Raw genomic sequence first — 17313 nt, 5'->3', positions numbered from 1 at the left:
GACGCATGCACGGTCATGACAGTCAGCACCCGGTCCGGGTCACCGCCTGGGTGCGCGGCCGGGTCCAGCAGGTCGGCTTCCGGTGGTGGACCAGGGCCCGGGCGCTGGAGATCGGTCTGACCGGCTACGCCAGCAACCTCGGCGACGGCCGGGTGCAGGTGGTCGCCGAGGGCCTGCACGCCGAGTGCGAGGAACTGCTCGCGCTGCTGCGCGGCCCGGACACTCCCGGCCAGGTCAGCGGAGTGACCGAGATCTGGAGCGCGACCGGCGAGGGGTACCGGAGCTTCGCCATCCGCTGATCGTCCGGAATGTCCCCCGGGCGGGGCAACTGCCGGTGTCATGCGGTTGCCAACTGCGCGGACTCGTGGTTGACTCCGCACCGAGCAGTGATCCACCCGGGCCCTTCGCGGGGCCCCGCCCCGTCCCGTGGTGTGTCCGTCCCGCCATGCAGGTGACAGGGGGGCGGTAGCGTGCGGTGATCGTGTTGACCCGTACCGTCTTTGGTGAGACCCTGAAAACCCGCGCACACGTCCGCGTTTACCCGGTCGGGTCACTCCGCCGTGGGCCCAGCTCACTGCGGGTGCTCCGAAGTGCCCAGCCAGCACAGCCGGTCGCGTCGTCGGGTGCGTGTTCCCTTCCCCCTAGACCAGTACCGCTCCCGGTTCGGTCACTCAGCGTGGAGGACCATTCATCATGGCAAAGGCGCTTCTCGGGTACGTCGGCGGCCCCGACCCGCGAATGCTCTCCGAGATGCGACGGCTCCAGCAGCGCGTCCAGGATCTGGAGGCCGAGCTCAACCGGCTCCAGACGGAGAACGACGCACTGCTCGCTGTCGCTGACGAGCACTCGCTGCTCAGCAGCATCGAACTGGATCACCGGGAGCCGGCCCTCACCTGAGCCCCCGATCCTTCCGCAGATCGACGCTGTTGCGCACTGAGCATCCCGAAGGGGAATGCAGCCTGCAAGGGACGTCCTGGTGACGTCCCTTCGTCGTGTCCGGCATCAGTCGCATGCGGTCTTTTTCCCGTAAAGGTGCCCAGGCCCGGCGTGGCCAAACCGGCTCCTGACGACTCCGTGTCCGCACTGCCGGATACAGTCGCCAGCAGAGCCGGAACGCCGTGGTCAGGAGGGTACGGGTGCACCTGAAGAGTCTCACCCTCCGCGGGTTCAAGTCCTTCGCCTCGGCCACCACCCTGCGCTTCGAGCCGGGGATCACCTGCGTGGTCGGGCCGAACGGCTCCGGCAAGTCCAACGTGGTGGACGCGCTCTCCTGGGTGATGGGCGAACAGGGCGCCAAGTCGCTGCGCGGCGGCAAGATGGAGGACGTCATCTTCGCCGGGACGAGCGGGCGCCCCCCGCTCGGCCGCGCCGAGGTCAGCCTGACGATCGACAACACCGACGGCGCCCTGCCGATCGACTACTCCGAGGTGACGATCACCCGGACGATGTTCCGCAACGGCGGCAGCGAGTACGCCCTCAACGGCACCACCTGCCGGCTGCTGGACATCCAGGAGCTGCTCTCCGACTCCGGCATCGGCCGCGAGATGCACGTCATCGTCGGCCAGGGCCAGCTGGACTCCGTCCTGCACGCGGACCCGATGGGCCGGCGCGCCTTCATCGAGGAGGCGGCCGGCGTCCTCAAGCACCGCAAGCGCAAGGAGAAGGCGCTGCGGAAGCTGGACGCCATGCAGGGCAACCTCAACCGCGTCCAGGACCTGGTCGCCGAGCTCCGCCGGCAGCTCGGGCCGCTCGGTCGGCAGGCCAGGATCGCCCGCCGGGCCGCCGGCATCCAGGCCGAACTGCGCGACGCCAGACTGCGGTTGCTCGCGGACGACCTGCTGGCGCTGCGCCGGGCGGTCGAGGCCGAGATCGCGGACGAGCTGGCGCTCGGGCTGCGCCGGGCCACCGTCGAACAGGAGCTGGCCAAGGCGCAGCAGCGCGAGGCCGTGCTGGAGGCGCAGGTCGAGCAGCTCGGCCCGCAGCTGGAGGCGGCCCGGCAGACCTGGTACCGGCTCTCCGCGCTGGTCGAACGCACCCGGGGCACCATCGGGCTGGCCGAGGCGAAGGTCCGGCACGCGCAGGGCGACGGGCAGGCCCAGGAGCGGCGCGGGCGGGACCCGGAGGAGCTGGAGCGCGAGGCGCAGCGGGTGCGCGAGGAGGAGGCCGCGCTCACCGAGGCGCTGGAGCAGGCGCGGTACGCGCTGGCCGAGGCGGTCGAGGAGCGGGCCGAGCTGGAGCGCTCGCTGACCGCCGAGGAGACCCGGCTGAAGGCCGCCGCCCGGGCCATCGCGGACCGCCGGGAGGGGCTGGCCCGGCTGCAGGGACAGGCCGCGGCCGCCCGCTCCCGGGCGGCCGGCGCCGAGGCCGAGATCGGCCGGCTGGCCGAGGCCAGGGACGAGGCCGAGCTGCGGGCCCGGGCCGCACAGGAGGAGTACGAGCAGCTGCGCGAGCAGGCCGAGCAGGTGGAGGCCGGCGACGAGGAGCTGGAGCGGGCGCACGGGCAGGCCCGGGAGGAGCTGGCCGGGGCGGAGCGGGAGCTGGCCGCCGCCCGGGAGGCGGTGGGGGCCGCGGAGCGCGAGCGGGCCGCACTGACGGCCCGTCACGAGACGCTGGCGCTGGGGCTGCGGCGCAAGGACGGCAGCGGTGAGCTGCTCGCCCGGGGCGCGCCGGCCGGGGTGCTGGGATCGGCCGCCGAGCTGCTGCGGGTGGCTTCCGGTGACGAGGTGGCGGTGGCGGCGGCGCTCGGCACGGCGGCGGACGCGGTGGCGGTGACCGGCCCGGACGCCGCGGTCGAGGCGCTGCGCCGGCTGCGCGCGCAGGACGCGGGGCGGGCGGCGCTGCTGATCGCCCGGCCGCGCCCGGCGGGGGAGCGGCGGCCGCTGCCGGCCGGGGCGCGCTGGGCCGCGGCGGCGCTGAGCGGCGCCGAGCAGGTGCTGGCCGCCGCCGAAGTCCTGCTGGAGCGCGTGGTGTTGGTGGCCGATCTGGACGGCGCCCGGCTGCTGCTCGCGGCGGAGCCGGAGCTGACCGCCGTGACGGCGGACGGGGACGTGCTCTCGACCGGGTTCGCGCAGGGTGGTTCGGCCGGTGCGCCGAGCCTGCTGGAGACCCGGGCCGCGGTGACGGAGACCGCCCGGCAGATCGAGGAGTGCGCGGAGCGGCACGCGCAGGCCGGCGCGGCACTGGCCGAGGCGACCGAGCGGCGGAGCGAACTCGGCTCCGCGCTGGACGAGTTGGCGGCCCGGCGACGGCAGGGTGAGCGGGATCGGGCCCAGCTGGCCGGCTCGCTGGGCCGGCTCGGCGGGCAGGCCCGGGCCGCGGCGGGGGAGGCGGAGCGGCTGGCCGGCTCGGCCACCCGGGCCGAGCAGGGTCTCGCCGATGCGCTGGCCGCCGCCGAGGAGCTCGCGGAGCGGCTCGCCACCGCCGAGGAGCTGGCCGAGGGCGGCGAGCAGGAGCCGGACGGCGCCGAGCGGGACCGGCTGGCCGCCGCCGGCTCGCAGGCCCGGCAGCTGGAGCTGGAGGCCCGGCTGTCGGTGCGCACCCACGAGGAGCGGGTCCGGGCGCTGTCCGGCCGGGCCGATCAGTTGGACCGCTCGGCCCAGGCCGAGCGGGAGGCCCGGAAGCGGGCGGCCGAGCGGCGTGAGCGCGCCCGGCACCAGGCGGCGGTCGCGACGGCGGTCGCGGCCGGGGCCCGGCAACTGCTCGGCTGCCTGGAGGGCTCGCTCGGCCGGGCGGAGGCCGAACGCACCGAGGCGGAGCAGGCCAGGGCGGGGCGCGAGAGCGAGCTGCGGGCCGGGCGCGAGTCGGGCCGCGAGCTCAAGGCCGAGCTGGACCGGCTGGTCGACGCCGGCCACCGGGACGAGGTGTTGCGGGCGGAGAAGCGGCTGCGGATCGAGCAGCTGGAGACCAAGGCGCTGGAGGAGTTCGGCATCGAGGGCGGCGACCTGCTCGCCTCGTACGGGCCGGACCGGCCGGTACCGCCGCCGGTGCCGGAGGAGGGGCAGCCGGCGGGGGAGCCGGTGCCGTACGTGCGGGCCGAGCAGGAGAAGCGGCTGAAGGCGGCCGAGCGGGCCTACCAGCAGCTGGGGAAGGTCAACCCGCTGGCGCTGGAGGAGTTCGCGGCGCTGGAGGAGCGGCACCAGTTCCTCGGCGAGCAGCTGGACGACCTGAGGCGCAGCCGGCGCGACCTGATGGACATCGTCCGGGACGTGGACGTCCGGGTGGAGCAGCTGTTCACGGCGGCCTACCACGACACCGCCGCGCAGTTCGAGGGCGTCTTCTCGCGGCTCTTCCCCGGCGGGGAAGGGCGGTTGGTGCTGACCGAGCCGGAGTCGATGCTGACCACCGGCGTGGAGGTGGAGGCCCGCCCGCCCGGCAAGAAGGTGAAGCGGCTGTCGCTGCTGTCCGGCGGTGAGCGCTCGCTGACGGCGGTGGCGCTGCTGGTCGCGATCTTCAAGGCGCGGCCGAGCCCGTTCTACGTGATGGACGAGGTGGAGGCGGCGCTCGACGAGACCAACCTGCGCCGGCTGGTGGCGATCATGGAGGAGCTGCGGGAGAGCTCCCAGCTGATCGTGATCACCCACCAGAAGCTGACCATGGAGTCCGCCGACGCGCTCTACGGCGTGACCATGAAGGGCGACGGCATCTCCCAGGTCATCAGCCAGCGGCTGCGCGAGGAGCACCGGGAGCGGCCCGCTCCGCCGCGCCGGCAGGAGGCGGTCGCGGCCGCGGACTGACACCCCCCGGGCCCCCGGGCCCGCCCCGACCGGCCCCCGGGCCCGCCCCGACCGGCCCCCGGGCCCGCCCTGACCGGCCCCCGGCACGGTTCGGTGCGCGTATCGGGTGGAGGTCCCGGCGCCCGCGAATGTCACCGTTCCCCGCAGGGGGGGTGTCGCGGATACTGGGGGGGTTATGGAATACGTGATCCTTGCCGTAGTCATCGCCGTGGTCGCCGTCGGCGCGATCGCAGGTCTCGTCGTTACCGGCAGACGACGCAAGCAACTGCCCCCGCGCGCGACGACCCCGGTCGTCACCGCCCCCGCCCCCGAGGCACCGGAGGCCGTCGAGGCGCCGGCCACCGAGGCACCACCGGTCGAGCAGCCGGCCGGGGCACCGACCGAGGCACGGGTCGAGTCGGTCGAGGCCCCCGAGGCCGAGCTGCCGGTCGAGGAGGCCCTCGCCCCGCCCGCGATCGAGGTCCCCGAACCCACCGCCGGCCGGCTGGTCCGGCTGCGTTCCCGGCTCTCCCGCTCGCAGAACACGCTGGGCAAGGGCCTGCTGACGCTGCTCTCCCGGGACCGCCTCGACGAGGACACCTGGGAGGAGATCGAGGAGACGCTGCTCACCGCCGACGTCGGGGTGGCCGCCACCCAGGAGCTGGTGGACAGCCTGCGCACCCGGGTGAAGGTGCTCGGCACCCGTACCCCGGCCGAGCTGCGGACCCTGCTGGCCGAGGAGCTGACCGGGCTGATCGGTACCGATGCGGACCGCTCGCTGCGGACCGCCAAGCACGAGGACGGCCGCCCGGCCGTCGTCCTGGTGGTGGGCGTCAACGGCGTCGGCAAGACCACCACCTCGGGCAAGCTCGGCCGGGTGCTGGTCGCGGACGGCCGCTCGGTGGTGCTCGGCGCCGCCGACACCTTCCGCGCCGCCGCCGCGGACCAGCTGCAGACCTGGGGCGAGCGGGTCGGCGCGCGGACCGTGCGCGGTCCGGAGGGCGGCGACCCGGCTTCGGTGGCCTTCGACGCGGTCAAGGAGGGCATCGCCGAGGGCGCGGACACCGTGCTGATCGACACCGCCGGCCGGCTGCACACCAAGACCGGCCTGATGGACGAGCTGGGCAAGGTCAAGCGGGTGGTGGAGAAGCACGGCCCGGTGGACGAGGTGCTGCTGGTGCTGGACGCCACCACCGGCCAGAACGGGCTGGTGCAGGCCCGGGTGTTCGCCGAGGTGGTCGACATCACCGGCATCGTGCTGACCAAGCTGGACGGCACCGCCAAGGGCGGCATCGTGATCTCGGTCCAGCGCGAGCTGGGCGTGCCGGTCAAGCTGATCGGGCTCGGCGAGGGGGCGGACGACCTGGCGCCGTTCGAGCCGGCCGCCTTCGTGGACGCGCTGATCGGCGACTGATCCGGCCGGTCCAAGGCTCCGGGCCGTCTCCCCACCCGGGGAGGCGGCCCCTTCTCGTACCCGGTCCGCTGCCCGCGCTCGTGCCCGTTCTCGTACCCGGAGCCGGCTCGGTCAGGAGGCCAACCAGGCGGCCTCGGCGTCCCGCGAGCGGGTGCGGTGGCAGGCGTAGGCGAGGGTGCCGAGCAGCAGTCGGGCCTCCGGCGGGCAGGCCGCGCTCTCCCGGGTCGGGCGGCGCAGCCAGCGCATCGGGCCCAGACCGGCCAGCACGGTGGGCGGCGCTGCCAGGTAGCCGCCGGCGCCGTGGCAGGCCAGGTCGAGCGCGGCGTCGTCCCAGCCCATCCGGTACAGCAGGTCGGGCAGCCGCTCGGCGGTGCCGGGGGCGACGAAGAACAGCAGCCGGCCGGTCGGGGCGGCCAGCACCGGGCCGACCTGGGTGCCCATCCGCTCCAGCCGGACCAGCGCCTGCAGGCCGGGCTGGGCCGGGACGTCCAGCACGTCGAAGTGGCGACCGGTCGGCAGCAGCAGCGGGGCGCCGGCGGGGCACCGGCCGGCCAGCTCCGGTACGGGGGTGCCGGCGGGCAGCTCGGGGCCGACGGAGTCGTGCAGGCCGGGTGCCGCGCAGTAGGGCACGCCGCAGCCGCAGCCGCAGCCGCAGCCGGCCGCGCCCGGGGCGAGCCCCGGCGCCGCGGTGCCCACGGCGACCGTCCAGCCGAGCCGGCCGGTGTACTCGGTGGCCGCCTGGAGCGAGGTGGCGCGGGTGCGGCGGATGCCCAGCGGTGTCGACCACAGGGTGCCCAGCCGGAGATCGCCGAACAGGTTGTCCATGCCTCCCCCAACAGGTTCGGATTGCCGGTGGTTACGGGACCGTGACAATGGGTCAATTGTCCGGCGTGGTGCGCGTGGTGCATTGGCGGCGCGCAGCGGGCGGCGTGCACCAATTCGGGTGGCGTGTGCCAGGAGCCGCCTTGCACCGGCTCGCCGGATGCCGGATCGTCGTTGCTGCACGGGTGCCTCCGTCATCTCCGAGGTCGGCAACGCGCCTTTTCCTCGCGGAAGTTGGCCGCATGCAGCGGCGAATGGGGCGGGCCCGGGCGGTACCGGCATGTGCCGGTGTCACGCCGGGCCGACTACCAGTGAACCGCTGACAGTGCGTGCGTAGTTCACTCGTAGGGGTGGCGAAAGGTGGCGTTTCCCGAGCCACGCTCCCCCGGATGGCGGATGGAGCGTTACGTTCGGCACACGGAAAGCAATGAACCGGTCGCTTCGGCGGTCGGTCACCCGGGCATGGCACGGCAGAGGCACGCAGAGGCACCGCAAGGCACAGCACGTCGAGCAAGAGCCCGCAACCGTCGGGCACACGATCGGGGCCCTGGTTGGGGCCGGGCGGGATGGGGACGTTCCCATGGGAGACAAGCAACCGAACGAGAAGCTGGGCTCGTGGTTCACGCGCAGCGGCTGGTCGAAGGGCGAGCTGGCCCGTCAGGTGAACCGCCGGGCCCGGCAGATCGGCGCCCACCACGTCAGCACCGACACCTCCCGGGTGCGCCGCTGGCTCGACGGCGAGCAGCCGCGCGAGCCGATCCCGCGGATCCTCTCCGAACTGTTCTCCGAGCGGTTCGGCTCGGTGGTCTCGGTGGAGGACCTCGGGCTGCGCGCGGCCGTCCCGGTCTCCACCGTCGGCGGCGGGGTCGACCTGCCGTGGAGCGGCGAGCAGACCGTCCAGCTGATCAGCGAGTACTCCCGCAGTGACCTGATGCTCAACCGCCGCGGTTTCCTGGGCACTTCGCTCGCGTTGACGGCCGGCGCCGCGCTGATCGAGCCGATGCAGCGCTGGCTCACCCCCGGGCCGGGCGGGGCCCCGATGCCGATCCTCACCGCGGCCAACGGGGGCGAGCCGCACACCGGCCGGCTCTCCGAGCCCGAGCTCCAACTGCTGGAGCAGACCACCGAGATGTTCCGCCAGTGGGACGCGCAGAACGGCGGCGGCCTGCGCCGCAAGGCCGTGGTCGGCCAGCTGCACGAGGTCACCGACCTGCTCCAGGAGACCTACCCCGAGCAGACCACCCGCCGGCTCTTCCGACTCACCGCCGAGCTCGCCCACCTGGCCGGCTGGATGTCGTACGACGTCGGCATGCACCCCAGCGCCCAGAAGTACTACGTGCTGGCGCTGCACGCGGCCAAGGAGGCGGGCGACCGCCCGTTCGGCGCGCTGATCCTCACCGACATGAGCCGCCAGATGATCCACCTGAACCGCGGCGAGGACGCCCTCGAGCTGATCCACCTCGCCCAGTACGGCAGCCGGGACACCGCCGGCCCGCGCCAGCAGGCCCTGCTGTACGCGATGGAGGCGCGCGCCTACGCGACCATCGGCGAGGTCAACCGCTGCGCCCGCGCGGCCCGGCTGGCCGAGGACACCTTCAGTGACTGCCGGCCCGGCGACGGCACCCCGGACTGGTTGAAGTTCTTCTCCGAGGCGGAGCTGAACGCGGAGAACGCGCACTCCTTCCGCGACCTCGCCTACCACTCCACCCGCAGTCCGCTGTACGCCTCGATGGCCGCCCCGGTGATGGAGCGCGCGGTCGACCTGTTCCGGCAGGACGGCGAGCACGTCCGCTCGTACGCCTTCAACCTGGTCGGCATGGCCAGCGTGCACCTGCTCCAGGGTGAGCCGGAGCAGGCGGCGGTGATGTGCGAGCAGGCGGTGGACATCGCCAAGAAGGTCCGCTCGGAGCGGCTGAACACCCGGGTGCGCAAGACCTCGGAGGCCGCCACCCGGCAGTACCAGGACGTGCCCGAGATCTCCCGGCTGGCCGAGCGGGTGGTCCAGGACATCCCGGAGTTCGCCGCCACCGCGGTCTGACGCGGGGCCCGCCGAAGGGCCCGCGCAGCCACCGCGCACCCCCGATTTCCGGCCACGGCCGGACCGGTACTCCGACCGTGGAGGCCGCCGCGACTCGCATCCGCACGGGCTCCCCCGCCCCGCAGCGAGCCGGCCTCCACGGTCGGTGACGTCCCGGGCACGACCCGTCCCGGGCGGCCGTACGGTAGCGCAAGATCTGTCATGGCACGGCCGCAGTTCACGTCCTCGTAACGCGCAGGTCAACCACGTCACTGCGGTGAAACACCGAGCCGCATCGGCCGAAACCAGTCTTCGGCACGCTCCTCTCATCGCCGACACCCCGGGTGGCACGGGACAGGGATCCCGGGTGTGGTGCGGCTTCCATCCAGAGGAGACGCCGATGCCGGACGGCTTCAGCGCGGGCGATACCGCCTTTGTGTTCATCTGTGCGGCCCTGGTCATGTTGATGACCCCGGGTCTGGCCTTCTTCTACGGGGGCATGGTCAGGGTCAAGAGCACGCTCAACATGCTGGTGATGAGCTTCGTATCGCTCGCGATCGTCAGCGTGCTCTGGGTCCTCTACGGCTACTCGCTGGCCTTCGGCCCGGACGCCGGCGCCGGCCTGATCGGCAACCTCGACTTCCTCGGGATGCGCGGCATCGGCCTCAACGACATCACCGGCACCATCCCGGTGACCGCGTTCTCCGCCTTCCAGCTGATGTTCGCGATCATCACCCCGGCCCTGATCAGCGGTGCGGTCGCGGATCGCACCAAGTTCGCCGGCTGGGCGCTGTTCGTCGCCCTGTGGGTCACCGTCGTGTACTTCCCGGTCGCGCACTGGGTCTTCTTCTTCGACGGTGGGAACGGCGGCTGGCTGGGCGACCGCAACGGCGTGATCGACTTCGCCGGCGGCACCGCCGTGCACATCAACGCCGGCATGGCGGGCCTCGCGCTCTGCCTGGTGCTGGGCAAGCGGGTCGGCTTCAAGAAGGACCCGATGCGGCCGCACAGCCTGCCGCTGGTGATGCTCGGCACCGGCCTGCTCTGGTTCGGCTGGTTCGGCTTCAACGCCGGCTCGGCGCTGGCCGCCAACGGCGTCGCCGGGATGGCGTTCCTGAACACCCAGATCGCCACCGCCGCGGCCGTGCTCGGCTGGCTCGCCTACGAGCGGATCAAGCACGGCGCGTTCACCACGCTGGGCGCCGCCTCCGGTGCGGTGGCCGGCCTGGTCGCGATCACCCCCGCCTGCGGTTCGGTCTCGCTGCTCGGCGCCATCGCCCTCGGCCTGATCGCGGGTGCGGTCTGCGCCGCCGCGATCGGCCTCAAGTACCGGTTCGGCTTCGACGACTCGCTCGACGTGGTCGGCGTGCACGCGGTCGGCGGCATCATCGGCTCGCTGGCGGTCGGCCTCTTCGCCACCGGCCACGTCGGGCAGAGCGCCCAGGGCCTGTTCTACGGCGGCGGCCTCGGCCAGCTCGGCAAGCAGGCGATGGGCGTCGCGGTGGTCGCCGTCTACTCCTTCGTACTGTCCTGGCTGCTCGGCCAGGCCGTCCACCGCACCATCGGCCTGCGGGTCTCCGAGGACGTCGAGGTGGCCGGCATCGACCAGGCCGAGCACGCCGAGTCCGCGTACGACTTCAGCGCGGTGGGCGCCAGCCTCGGGCGGGTCTCCACCACCGCCTCCACCCCCTCCGCCAGTGCCGCCACCGCCCGGAAGACCGAGGTCGACGCCTGATGAAGCTCATCACCGCAGTCATCAAGCCGCACCGCCTGGACGAGGTGAAGGACGCCCTGCAGGCGTTCGGGGTGCACGGCCTGACCGTCACCGAGGCCAGCGGCTACGGCCGCCAGCGCGGGCACACCGAGGTCTACCGCGGCGCCGAGTACACCGTCGACCTGGTCCCCAAGGTGCGGGTCGAGATCCTGGTCGAGGACGACGACGCCGAGCAGCTGATCGAGGTCGTGGTCAAGGCCGCCCGCACCGGCAAGATCGGGGACGGGAAGGTCTGGTCCGTCCCGGTCGACACGGCGGTCCGGGTGCGGACCGGCGAGCGCGGGCCCGACGCCCTCTAGCATTCAGCACCATCGGCACCATCGGCACCAGCAGTAACAGCAGGTACGACACAGCTCCAGCACCTCAAGCCCTAGGCGGACCTGCCCCAGCAGGTCCGCCGCAGGCGCATCCGGCGCCGTTGCCGACGGCGCGTCCCGGCCCGGCCGCCGGGGGTCCGACCCGGCACCGCCCGCTCCACGGATGGGGACCACGACGTGACCACCACCCACACCCACCCCGGCGACCCGGCCCACCCGGGCGACCACGCCGCCGACCGCGCCCGCCTGCTCGCCGACCCCGCGCTGTCCGGTGCCCGGCGCCGAGCCGAGCTGGCCCACCTGACCGACCGCTGGCTCGCCGGACTGCATCGCGCGGCCGGCGCCCCGGCCGGCACGGCGCTGGTCGCCGTCGGCGGCTACGGCCGCGGCGAACTCTCCCCGCGCAGCGACCTCGACCTGGTGCTGCTGCACGACGGCGCCCTCGACCCCGAACTGCCGGACCGGATCTGGTACCCGGTCTGGGACTCCGGGGCCGCCCTGGACCACTCGGTGCGCACCCTGGCGCAGGCCCGCACGGTCGCCGCCGAGGACCTCAGGGCGCAGCTCGGCCTGCTCGACGCCCGGCACGTGGCCGGCGACCCGGAGCTCACCGCCCGGCTGCGCTCCGCGGTGCTGGCCGACTGGCGGGCCGATGCGGCCGGGCGGCTGCCCGAGCTGCACCGGCTGGTCCGGGACCGGGCCGAGCGCCACGGCGAACTCGCCTTCCTGCTGGAGCCGGACCTCAAGGAGGCCCGCGGCGGCCTGCGCGACGTGGTCGCGCTGCGCGCCATCGCCGCCACCTGGCTGGCCGACGCCCCGCGCGAGGGGCTGGACGCGGCCGCGGCCCGGCTCGCCGACGTCCGCGACGCGCTGCACCTGGTCACCGGCCGGGCCACCGAGCGGCTCAGCCTCCAGGACCAGGACCAGGTCGCGGCCCGCCTCGGCGTGCTGGACGCGGACATCCTGCTCCGCCAGGTGTACGAGGCGGCCCGCACCGTCGCGTACGCCGGGGACGTCACCTGGCGCTCGGTCGAGCGGATACTGGCCGCCCGCGCCAACCGGGGACGGCGGATCTCCCGGCTGGCGTTCCCGTTCGCCGGCGTCGGCCGGACCGGCGGCGCGGTCGCCAAGGGCGCGGTCGAGCGCCGCCCGCTGGCCGAGGGCGTGGTCGAGCACGAGGGCGAGGCCGTCCTCGCCCAGGGCGCCCGGCCCGCCCAGGACCCGGTGCTGCCGCTGCGCGCCGCCGCCGCCGCCGCGCAGGCGGGCCTCACCGTCTCGTACGCCACCGTGCGGCGGCTGGCCGCCGAGACCGGGCCGCTGCCGGTGCCGTGGCCGGACGAGGCCCGCGAGCAGCTGGTCACCCTGCTCGGCGCGGGGGAGGCCTGCCTGCCGGTCTGGGAGGCCCTGGAGGCGGAGGGCCTGATCAGCCGGCTGCTGCCGGACTGGGAGCGGGTCCGCTGCCGGCCGCAGCGCAACGCGGTGCACCGCTGGACGGTCGACCGGCACCTGATCGAGACGGCGGTGCGGGCCGCCGCGATGACCCGCCGGGTGGCGCGGCCGGACCTGCTGCTGGTCGCCGCGCTGCTGCACGACATCGGCAAGGGCTGGCCCGGGGACCACTCGGAGGCCGGCGAGGTGATCGTCCGGGACGTGGCCACCAGGATGGGCTTCGACCGGGCCGACACCGAGACCCTCGCCCTGCTGGTGCGCCACCACCTGACCCTGGTGGACACCGCCACCCGGCGGGACCCGGACGACCCGGCGACCGTCGAGCTGATCACCAAGGTGGTCGGCACGCTGCCGCAGCTGGAGCTGCTGCATGCGCTCACCGAGGCCGACGCCACCGCGACCGGCCCGGCGGCCTGGAGCGGCTGGCGGGCCTCGCTGGTGGCCGGCCTGGTGGCGCGGGCCGCCGCCCAGCTGGCGGGTGGCGAGGGGCGACCGGCCGAGGCCGCGCCGACCGCCGACGAGGAGCGGCTCGCCGTCGAGGCGGCCCGCACCGGCGGGCCCGCGCTCGCGCTGCGGGCCGAGACCGACCAGGACGCGCCGGCCACCGAGCCGATGGGCGTCGAACTCACCCTGGCCATCCCGGACCGTCCGGGCCTGCTGGGCACGGTCGCCGGGGTGCTCGCGCTGCACCGGCTGCGGGTCCGCGCCGCGGGCCTGCGGGAACTGGACCCGATCGGGGCCGGACCGGTGCTGCTGATCTCCTGGACGGTTGCCGCCGAGTACGGCGAGCTGCCGGAGACCGCCAGGCTCCGGGCCGACCTGCGGCGGGCGCTGGACGGCTCGCTGGACGTCTCGCGCAAGCTGGCGGAGCGGGACGCGGCCGCGCCGCGCCGATCGGGGATCGCCACCCCGCCCCCGGTGGTCGCGGTCGCGCCGGACGCCTCCCGCAGCGCGACCATCCTGGAGGTGCGGGCGCACGACGCCCCCGGGCTGCTGCACCGGATCGGCCGGGCACTGGACGGCGCCGGGGTCCGGGTCCGGACCGCGCACGTCTCCACCCTGGGCGCGGACGCGGTGGACGCCTTCTACGTGACGGACGAGGCCGGCCGGCCGCTCGGCACGGAGCGGGCGGCGCAGGTGGCCGCGGCCGTCCAGGAGGCGCTCGGCTGAAGGCACTCGACTGAAGGCCCTCGGGCCGGGGTGACGGGCGGGTCGGGCCGGGGTGACGGGCGGGCCGCGCCGGTCGTGACCTGCGGTTCCGGGAGCCTGATGACCGGGGTGGAGACCGCGACCGGACCGGGCGGATACCCTGGGGACGACGACAGTACCCGTACCGATGCCGCAAGGGACCCGCGACCGACGTGTTCGACACTCTCTCCGACCGCCTCGCAGCGACGTTCAAGAACCTCCGGGGCAAGGGCCGCCTCAGCGAGGCGGACATCGACGCCACCACGCGCGAGATCCGGATCGCCCTGCTGGAGGCGGACGTCGCGCTCCCCGTGGTGCGGGCCTTCATCAAGCAGGTCAAGGACCGCGCGCTCGGCTCCGAGGTCTCCGGGGCGCTGAACCCGGCCCAGCAGATCATCAAGATCGTCAACGAGGAGCTCATCAGCATCCTCGGCGGCGAGACCCGGCGCCTGCGCTATGCCAAGACCGGGCCGACCGTGATCATGCTGGCGGGTCTCCAGGGAGCCGGTAAGACCACCCTGGCGGGCAAGCTCGGCCACTGGCTGAAGACCCAGAAGCACACCCCGCTGCTGGTCGCCTGCGACCTCCAGCGCCCGAACGCGGTCACCCAGCTCGGCGTGGTCGCCGAGCGCGCCGGCGTGGCCTTCTACGGCCCGCAGCCGGGCAACGGCGTCGGCGACCCGGTGCAGGTGGCCCGCGACTCGATCGAGTACGCCAAGCAGAAGCAGTTCGACGTGGTCATCGTCGACACCGCCGGCCGCCTGGGCATCGACGCCGAGCTGATGCAGCAGGCCGCGGACATCCGCGCCGCGGTCAACCCGGACGAGGTCCTCTTCGTGGTCGACGCGATGGTCGGCCAGGACGCGGTCACCACCGCGCAGGCCTTCCTCGAAGGCGTCGACTTCACCGGCGTGGTGCTCTCCAAGCTGGACGGCGACGCCCGAGGCGGTGCCGCGCTCTCGGTGGCCCACGTCACCGGCCGGCAGATCATGTTCGCCTCCAACGGCGAGAAGGTCGACGAGTTCGACGCCTTCCACCCGGACCGGATGGCCTCGCGCATCCTCGGCATGGGCGACATGCTCAGCCTGATCGAGAAGGCCGAGCAGACCTTCTCGCAGGCCGAGGCCGAGAAGATGGCCGCCAAGCTGCAGGGCGGCGGCAAGGACTTCACGCTCGACGACTTCCTGGCCCAGCTGGAGCAGGTCCGGAAGATGGGCTCGATCTCCAAGCTGCTCGGCATGCTGCCCGGCATGGGCCAGATCCGGGACCAGATCAACAACATCGACGACAAGGACGTCGACCGCGTCGGCGCCATCATCAAGTCGATGACCCCGGCCGAGCGGACCGACCCGAAGCTGATCAACGGCTCGCGCCGGGCCCGCATCGCCAAGGGTTCGGGCGTCGGCGTCGGCGAGGTCAACAACCTGGTCGAGCGGTTCTTCGAGGCCCGCAAGATGATGTCCGCGATGGCCTCCGGGAAGGGCATCCCCGGTATGCCGGGGATCCCGGGCATGGGTGGCGGCGGCAAGAAGTCCGCGAAGAAGTCGCAGCCCGCCAAGGGCCGCAAGCGCTCCGGCAACCCGCTGAAGCGGGCGCAGGAGGAGGCGGCGGCCGCCGAGCGCAAGGCGCTCGGTCCGGGCACCCCGCAGGCGCCCGCCCCCGGCGGCGCGTTCGGCCTCGGTGCGGGCAAGGGCCCGGCCGACTTCGAGCTGCCCAAGGAGTTCCGGGACCTGATCTGACGGTCCGTGCCGGCGGCCCGCCACCCCCGCACCGGGGTGGCGGGCCGCCGCCGTCCGTGCGCCGCCCGGTCTCCCTGCACCGTCCGTTCTCCCGCACGCCGTCGTCCGGGTGCTACCGCACGGGTGACCGAGGATGGTCGATGATGGTCCGATGCGAGTGAGGATCCGGGCGCCGAGGCCCGCAGACGCCGGACCGTACGCCGACGCGGTGCGCCGGTCCGCCGAGCACATCGGCCGGTGGAACCCGGTCGAGCCGGACGGGCTGCCCGAGCTGCTCGAACGCCAGGGTCCCGGACTGCGCACCTTCCTGATCGAGGAGGCCGCGGACGGCGGCCTGGTCGGCAAGTGCAACGTGGCCAACATCGTGATGGGCCGGTTCTGCAACGCCGCCCTCGGCTACGACTCCTACCTGCCGTTCGCCGGGACGGGGTTGATGACCGAGGGCATGCGGCTGGTGGTCGAGCGATGCTTCGCGCCGGTCGAGCGCGGCGGGCTCGGGCTGCACCGGCTGGAGATCAACGTCCAGCCGGACAACGGGCGTTCGATCGCGCTGGCCCGCCGGCTGGGCTTCCGGCACGAGGGCTTCACCCCGCGGATGCTGTACCTGGCGGGCGCCTGGCGGGACCACGAGCGGTTCGCCCTCACGGCGGAGGAGTGGCCGCCCCCGGCGCAGGACTGACGGCGGTCGGGGGACTCGCGCGCGTGCCGGCCGGGGTGGACGGGTGCGGGGTGGACGGGTGCGGGGTGGCGCCCCCTGGCCGGGGCACCACCCCGCTGCGGCCCGGCCGGCGCTCAGCGCGGCTGCTCGGCCACCACGTAGCGGAACAGGTTGGCCATCCGGACCGAGCCGTCCGCCTGCACGTACGGGTGCAGCGCCTCCTCCAGCTCCTTGCCGACCAGCGTCCGGCCGGAGTCCTCGATCGCGCTGTCGAACAGCCCGGTCGACAGCATCCCGCGCACCGCGCTCTCCAGGTCCGGGTACGCGAACGGGCAGTGCACCCGGCCGCTGCCGGCCGGCCGCAGGCCCGCGTCCGCGAGCAGCTGCTCCAGCGCCCCGGGGCCGCTCAGCGCGAACGGGGCGTGCGCCGGGGTCCGGACCGAGAGGCGGCGCGCGACGTCCAGCGCGCCGGCGCTCTCGCACCGCTCCGGCGGGCCCCAGCAGGCGAGCACCAGGTGCCCGCCCAGCATGGTGAGCGCGCCGGCCTCGGCGACCAGGCGGGACGGGTCACCGACGTAGGGGAGTTGCTCGAAAACGGTGACCAGCGAATGGGCCGCCCGGGGGATGCCGTACGCCGACCGGGTGAGCCGCCGATCGGCCTGCGCGACCCCCGCGGACTCGGCCGGCACCCGCAGTCCGCGCCCCTCGGCGAGCTCCCTCAGCTCGGCCTCCGACTCCTGTCCGCAGACCTGCGCGCCGCGCTCCTCGGCCAGCAGCAGGGCCAGCCCCGACCGGCACCCGAGACCGAGCACGCTGGTGGCCGGACCGACCTCCAACCGCTCGAAGACCGCCTGGTAGAGCGGCACCAGCATGCGTTCCTGGATCTCCGCCCAGTCCCGCGCCCGGCCGTGCGACCCCGCCGTGCCGTGCGTGTCGGGGCGCTGCGCGGTTGTGCCGGCCACATGCGCTGAAGCCATCGCGGCCTCCCATCCGGTTCTGGATACCGATGCCCTGCACCGGCGTCTGTTTCGGTGTCTACGGCTCCCCCCGCTGACCCCGCCCCGCATCCAGCGAACAGCGGTCGGGGCCCGGCGTCCAGAGGGGTGCGAGCAGGTATCCGCGCGCTGCGGTGGTGCGCCGGTGGGATGCGCCGGTCCGAGCCCTCCGCGCTGCCCGCCCACCCGTCGGGTAAACCGATTCACAGTCGGCGCCCCGGGCCCCGT

General features: G+C 74.3%; 12 protein-coding genes. 10 read left to right on the top strand and 2 right to left on the bottom strand.

The window, feature by feature from the left end; genetic code table 11:
• Positions 1-5: 5 nt before the first annotated feature.
• The 4 genes from ABT014_RS28005 to ftsY all read left to right on the top strand — a co-directional run bounded on the left by ABT014_RS28005 (position 6) and on the right by ftsY (position 6126).
• Positions 6-299: an acylphosphatase gene (locus ABT014_RS28005; RefSeq protein ID WP_350641988.1), complete on the top strand. Its 294-nt coding sequence runs from the start codon at positions 6-8 to the stop codon at positions 297-299.
• A 394-nt stretch (positions 300-693) separates the two neighbouring features.
• Complete coding sequence (locus ABT014_RS28000; RefSeq protein WP_350641987.1) at positions 694-897, top strand: hypothetical protein; 204 nt, start codon at positions 694-696, stop codon at positions 895-897.
• 239 nt (positions 898-1136) lie between these two features.
• Positions 1137-4733, top strand: coding sequence for a chromosome segregation protein SMC (gene smc, locus ABT014_RS27995; protein ID WP_350641986.1), 3597 nt, complete (start codon positions 1137-1139; stop codon positions 4731-4733).
• 175 nt (positions 4734-4908) lie between these two features.
• Entirely contained in the window at positions 4909-6126 is a 1218-nt protein-coding gene (ftsY, locus tag ABT014_RS27990) for a signal recognition particle-docking protein FtsY (RefSeq protein ID WP_350641985.1), read from the top strand.
• 111 nt (positions 6127-6237) lie between these two features.
• Here the strand turns inward: ftsY and ABT014_RS27985 are convergent, their stop codons facing one another.
• Positions 6238-6951 (bottom strand): bifunctional DNA primase/polymerase, encoded by a 714-nt coding sequence (locus ABT014_RS27985; RefSeq protein WP_350641984.1) that lies wholly within the window; start codon positions 6949-6951, stop codon positions 6238-6240.
• Between the two features lie 577 nt (positions 6952-7528).
• Here ABT014_RS27985 and nsdA point away from each other — a divergent pair.
• The 6 genes from nsdA (at position 7529) to ABT014_RS27955 (ending at position 16111) form a co-directional block, all read left to right on the top strand.
• The gene (gene nsdA, locus ABT014_RS27980) at positions 7529-8986 is read left to right on the top strand and encodes a transcriptional repressor NsdA (protein ID WP_350641983.1); all 1458 of its coding nucleotides are present in this window, start codon (positions 7529-7531) and stop codon (positions 8984-8986) included.
• Between the two features lie 379 nt (positions 8987-9365).
• Positions 9366-10700, top strand: coding sequence for an ammonium transporter (locus ABT014_RS27975; protein WP_350641982.1), 1335 nt, complete (start codon positions 9366-9368; stop codon positions 10698-10700).
• Positions 10700-11038 carry a P-II family nitrogen regulator gene (locus ABT014_RS27970; RefSeq protein WP_350641981.1) on the top strand — a complete coding sequence of 113 codons (339 nt, stop codon included), beginning with the start codon at positions 10700-10702 and terminating at the stop codon, positions 11036-11038. The genes ABT014_RS27975 and ABT014_RS27970 overlap by 1 nt, the downstream gene beginning before the upstream one ends.
• Positions 11039-11233: 195 nt before the next feature.
• Positions 11234-13675 (top strand): [protein-PII] uridylyltransferase, encoded by a 2442-nt coding sequence (locus ABT014_RS27965; RefSeq protein WP_350641980.1) that lies wholly within the window; start codon positions 11234-11236, stop codon positions 13673-13675.
• 191 nt (positions 13676-13866) lie between these two features.
• Positions 13867-15432, top strand: coding sequence for a signal recognition particle protein (gene ffh / locus ABT014_RS27960; protein ID WP_350641979.1), 1566 nt, complete (start codon positions 13867-13869; stop codon positions 15430-15432).
• Positions 15433-15583: 151 nt separating this feature from the next.
• A complete protein-coding gene (locus ABT014_RS27955; RefSeq protein ID WP_350641978.1) occupies positions 15584-16111 on the top strand; it encodes a GNAT family N-acetyltransferase in 528 nt (175 codons plus the stop codon).
• Positions 16112-16224: 113 nt separating this feature from the next.
• Here ABT014_RS27955 and ABT014_RS27950 read toward each other — a convergent pair whose 3' ends face one another.
• Entirely contained in the window at positions 16225-17067 is an 843-nt protein-coding gene (locus ABT014_RS27950) for a class I SAM-dependent methyltransferase (protein ID WP_350641977.1), read from the bottom strand.
• Positions 17068-17313: the final 246 nt, after the last annotated feature.

Source organism: Kitasatospora sp. NPDC094015 (assembly GCF_040304075.1).
In the GTDB taxonomy this organism is placed as follows: Bacteria; Actinomycetota; Actinomycetes; order Streptomycetales; family Streptomycetaceae; genus Kitasatospora.
Note: the sequence above shows the minus strand (reverse complement) of the source record. Positions and strands in the feature narration are given on the sequence as shown.

What these genes read in the sequence shown, in the direction of transcription:
- ABT014_RS28005 (WP_350641988.1), top strand. Translation starts at nt 6, where the DNA reads ATGCACGGTCATGACAGTCAGCACCCGGTCCGGGTCACCGCCTGGGTG.
- ABT014_RS28000 (WP_350641987.1), top strand. Translation starts at nt 694, where the DNA reads ATGGCAAAGGCGCTTCTCGGGTACGTCGGCGGCCCCGACCCGCGAATG.
- ftsY (WP_350641985.1), top strand. Translation starts at nt 4,909, where the DNA reads ATGGAATACGTGATCCTTGCCGTAGTCATCGCCGTGGTCGCCGTCGGC.
- ABT014_RS27985 (WP_350641984.1), bottom strand. Translation starts at nt 6,951, where the DNA reads ATGGACAACCTGTTCGGCGATCTCCGGCTGGGCACCCTGTGGTCGACA.
- nsdA (WP_350641983.1), top strand. Translation starts at nt 7,529, where the DNA reads ATGGGAGACAAGCAACCGAACGAGAAGCTGGGCTCGTGGTTCACGCGC.
- ABT014_RS27975 (WP_350641982.1), top strand. Translation starts at nt 9,366, where the DNA reads ATGCCGGACGGCTTCAGCGCGGGCGATACCGCCTTTGTGTTCATCTGT.
- ABT014_RS27970 (WP_350641981.1), top strand. Translation starts at nt 10,700, where the DNA reads ATGAAGCTCATCACCGCAGTCATCAAGCCGCACCGCCTGGACGAGGTG.
- ABT014_RS27955 (WP_350641978.1), top strand. Translation starts at nt 15,584, where the DNA reads ATGCGAGTGAGGATCCGGGCGCCGAGGCCCGCAGACGCCGGACCGTAC.
- ABT014_RS27950 (WP_350641977.1), bottom strand. Translation starts at nt 17,067, where the DNA reads ATGGCTTCAGCGCATGTGGCCGGCACAACCGCGCAGCGCCCCGACACG.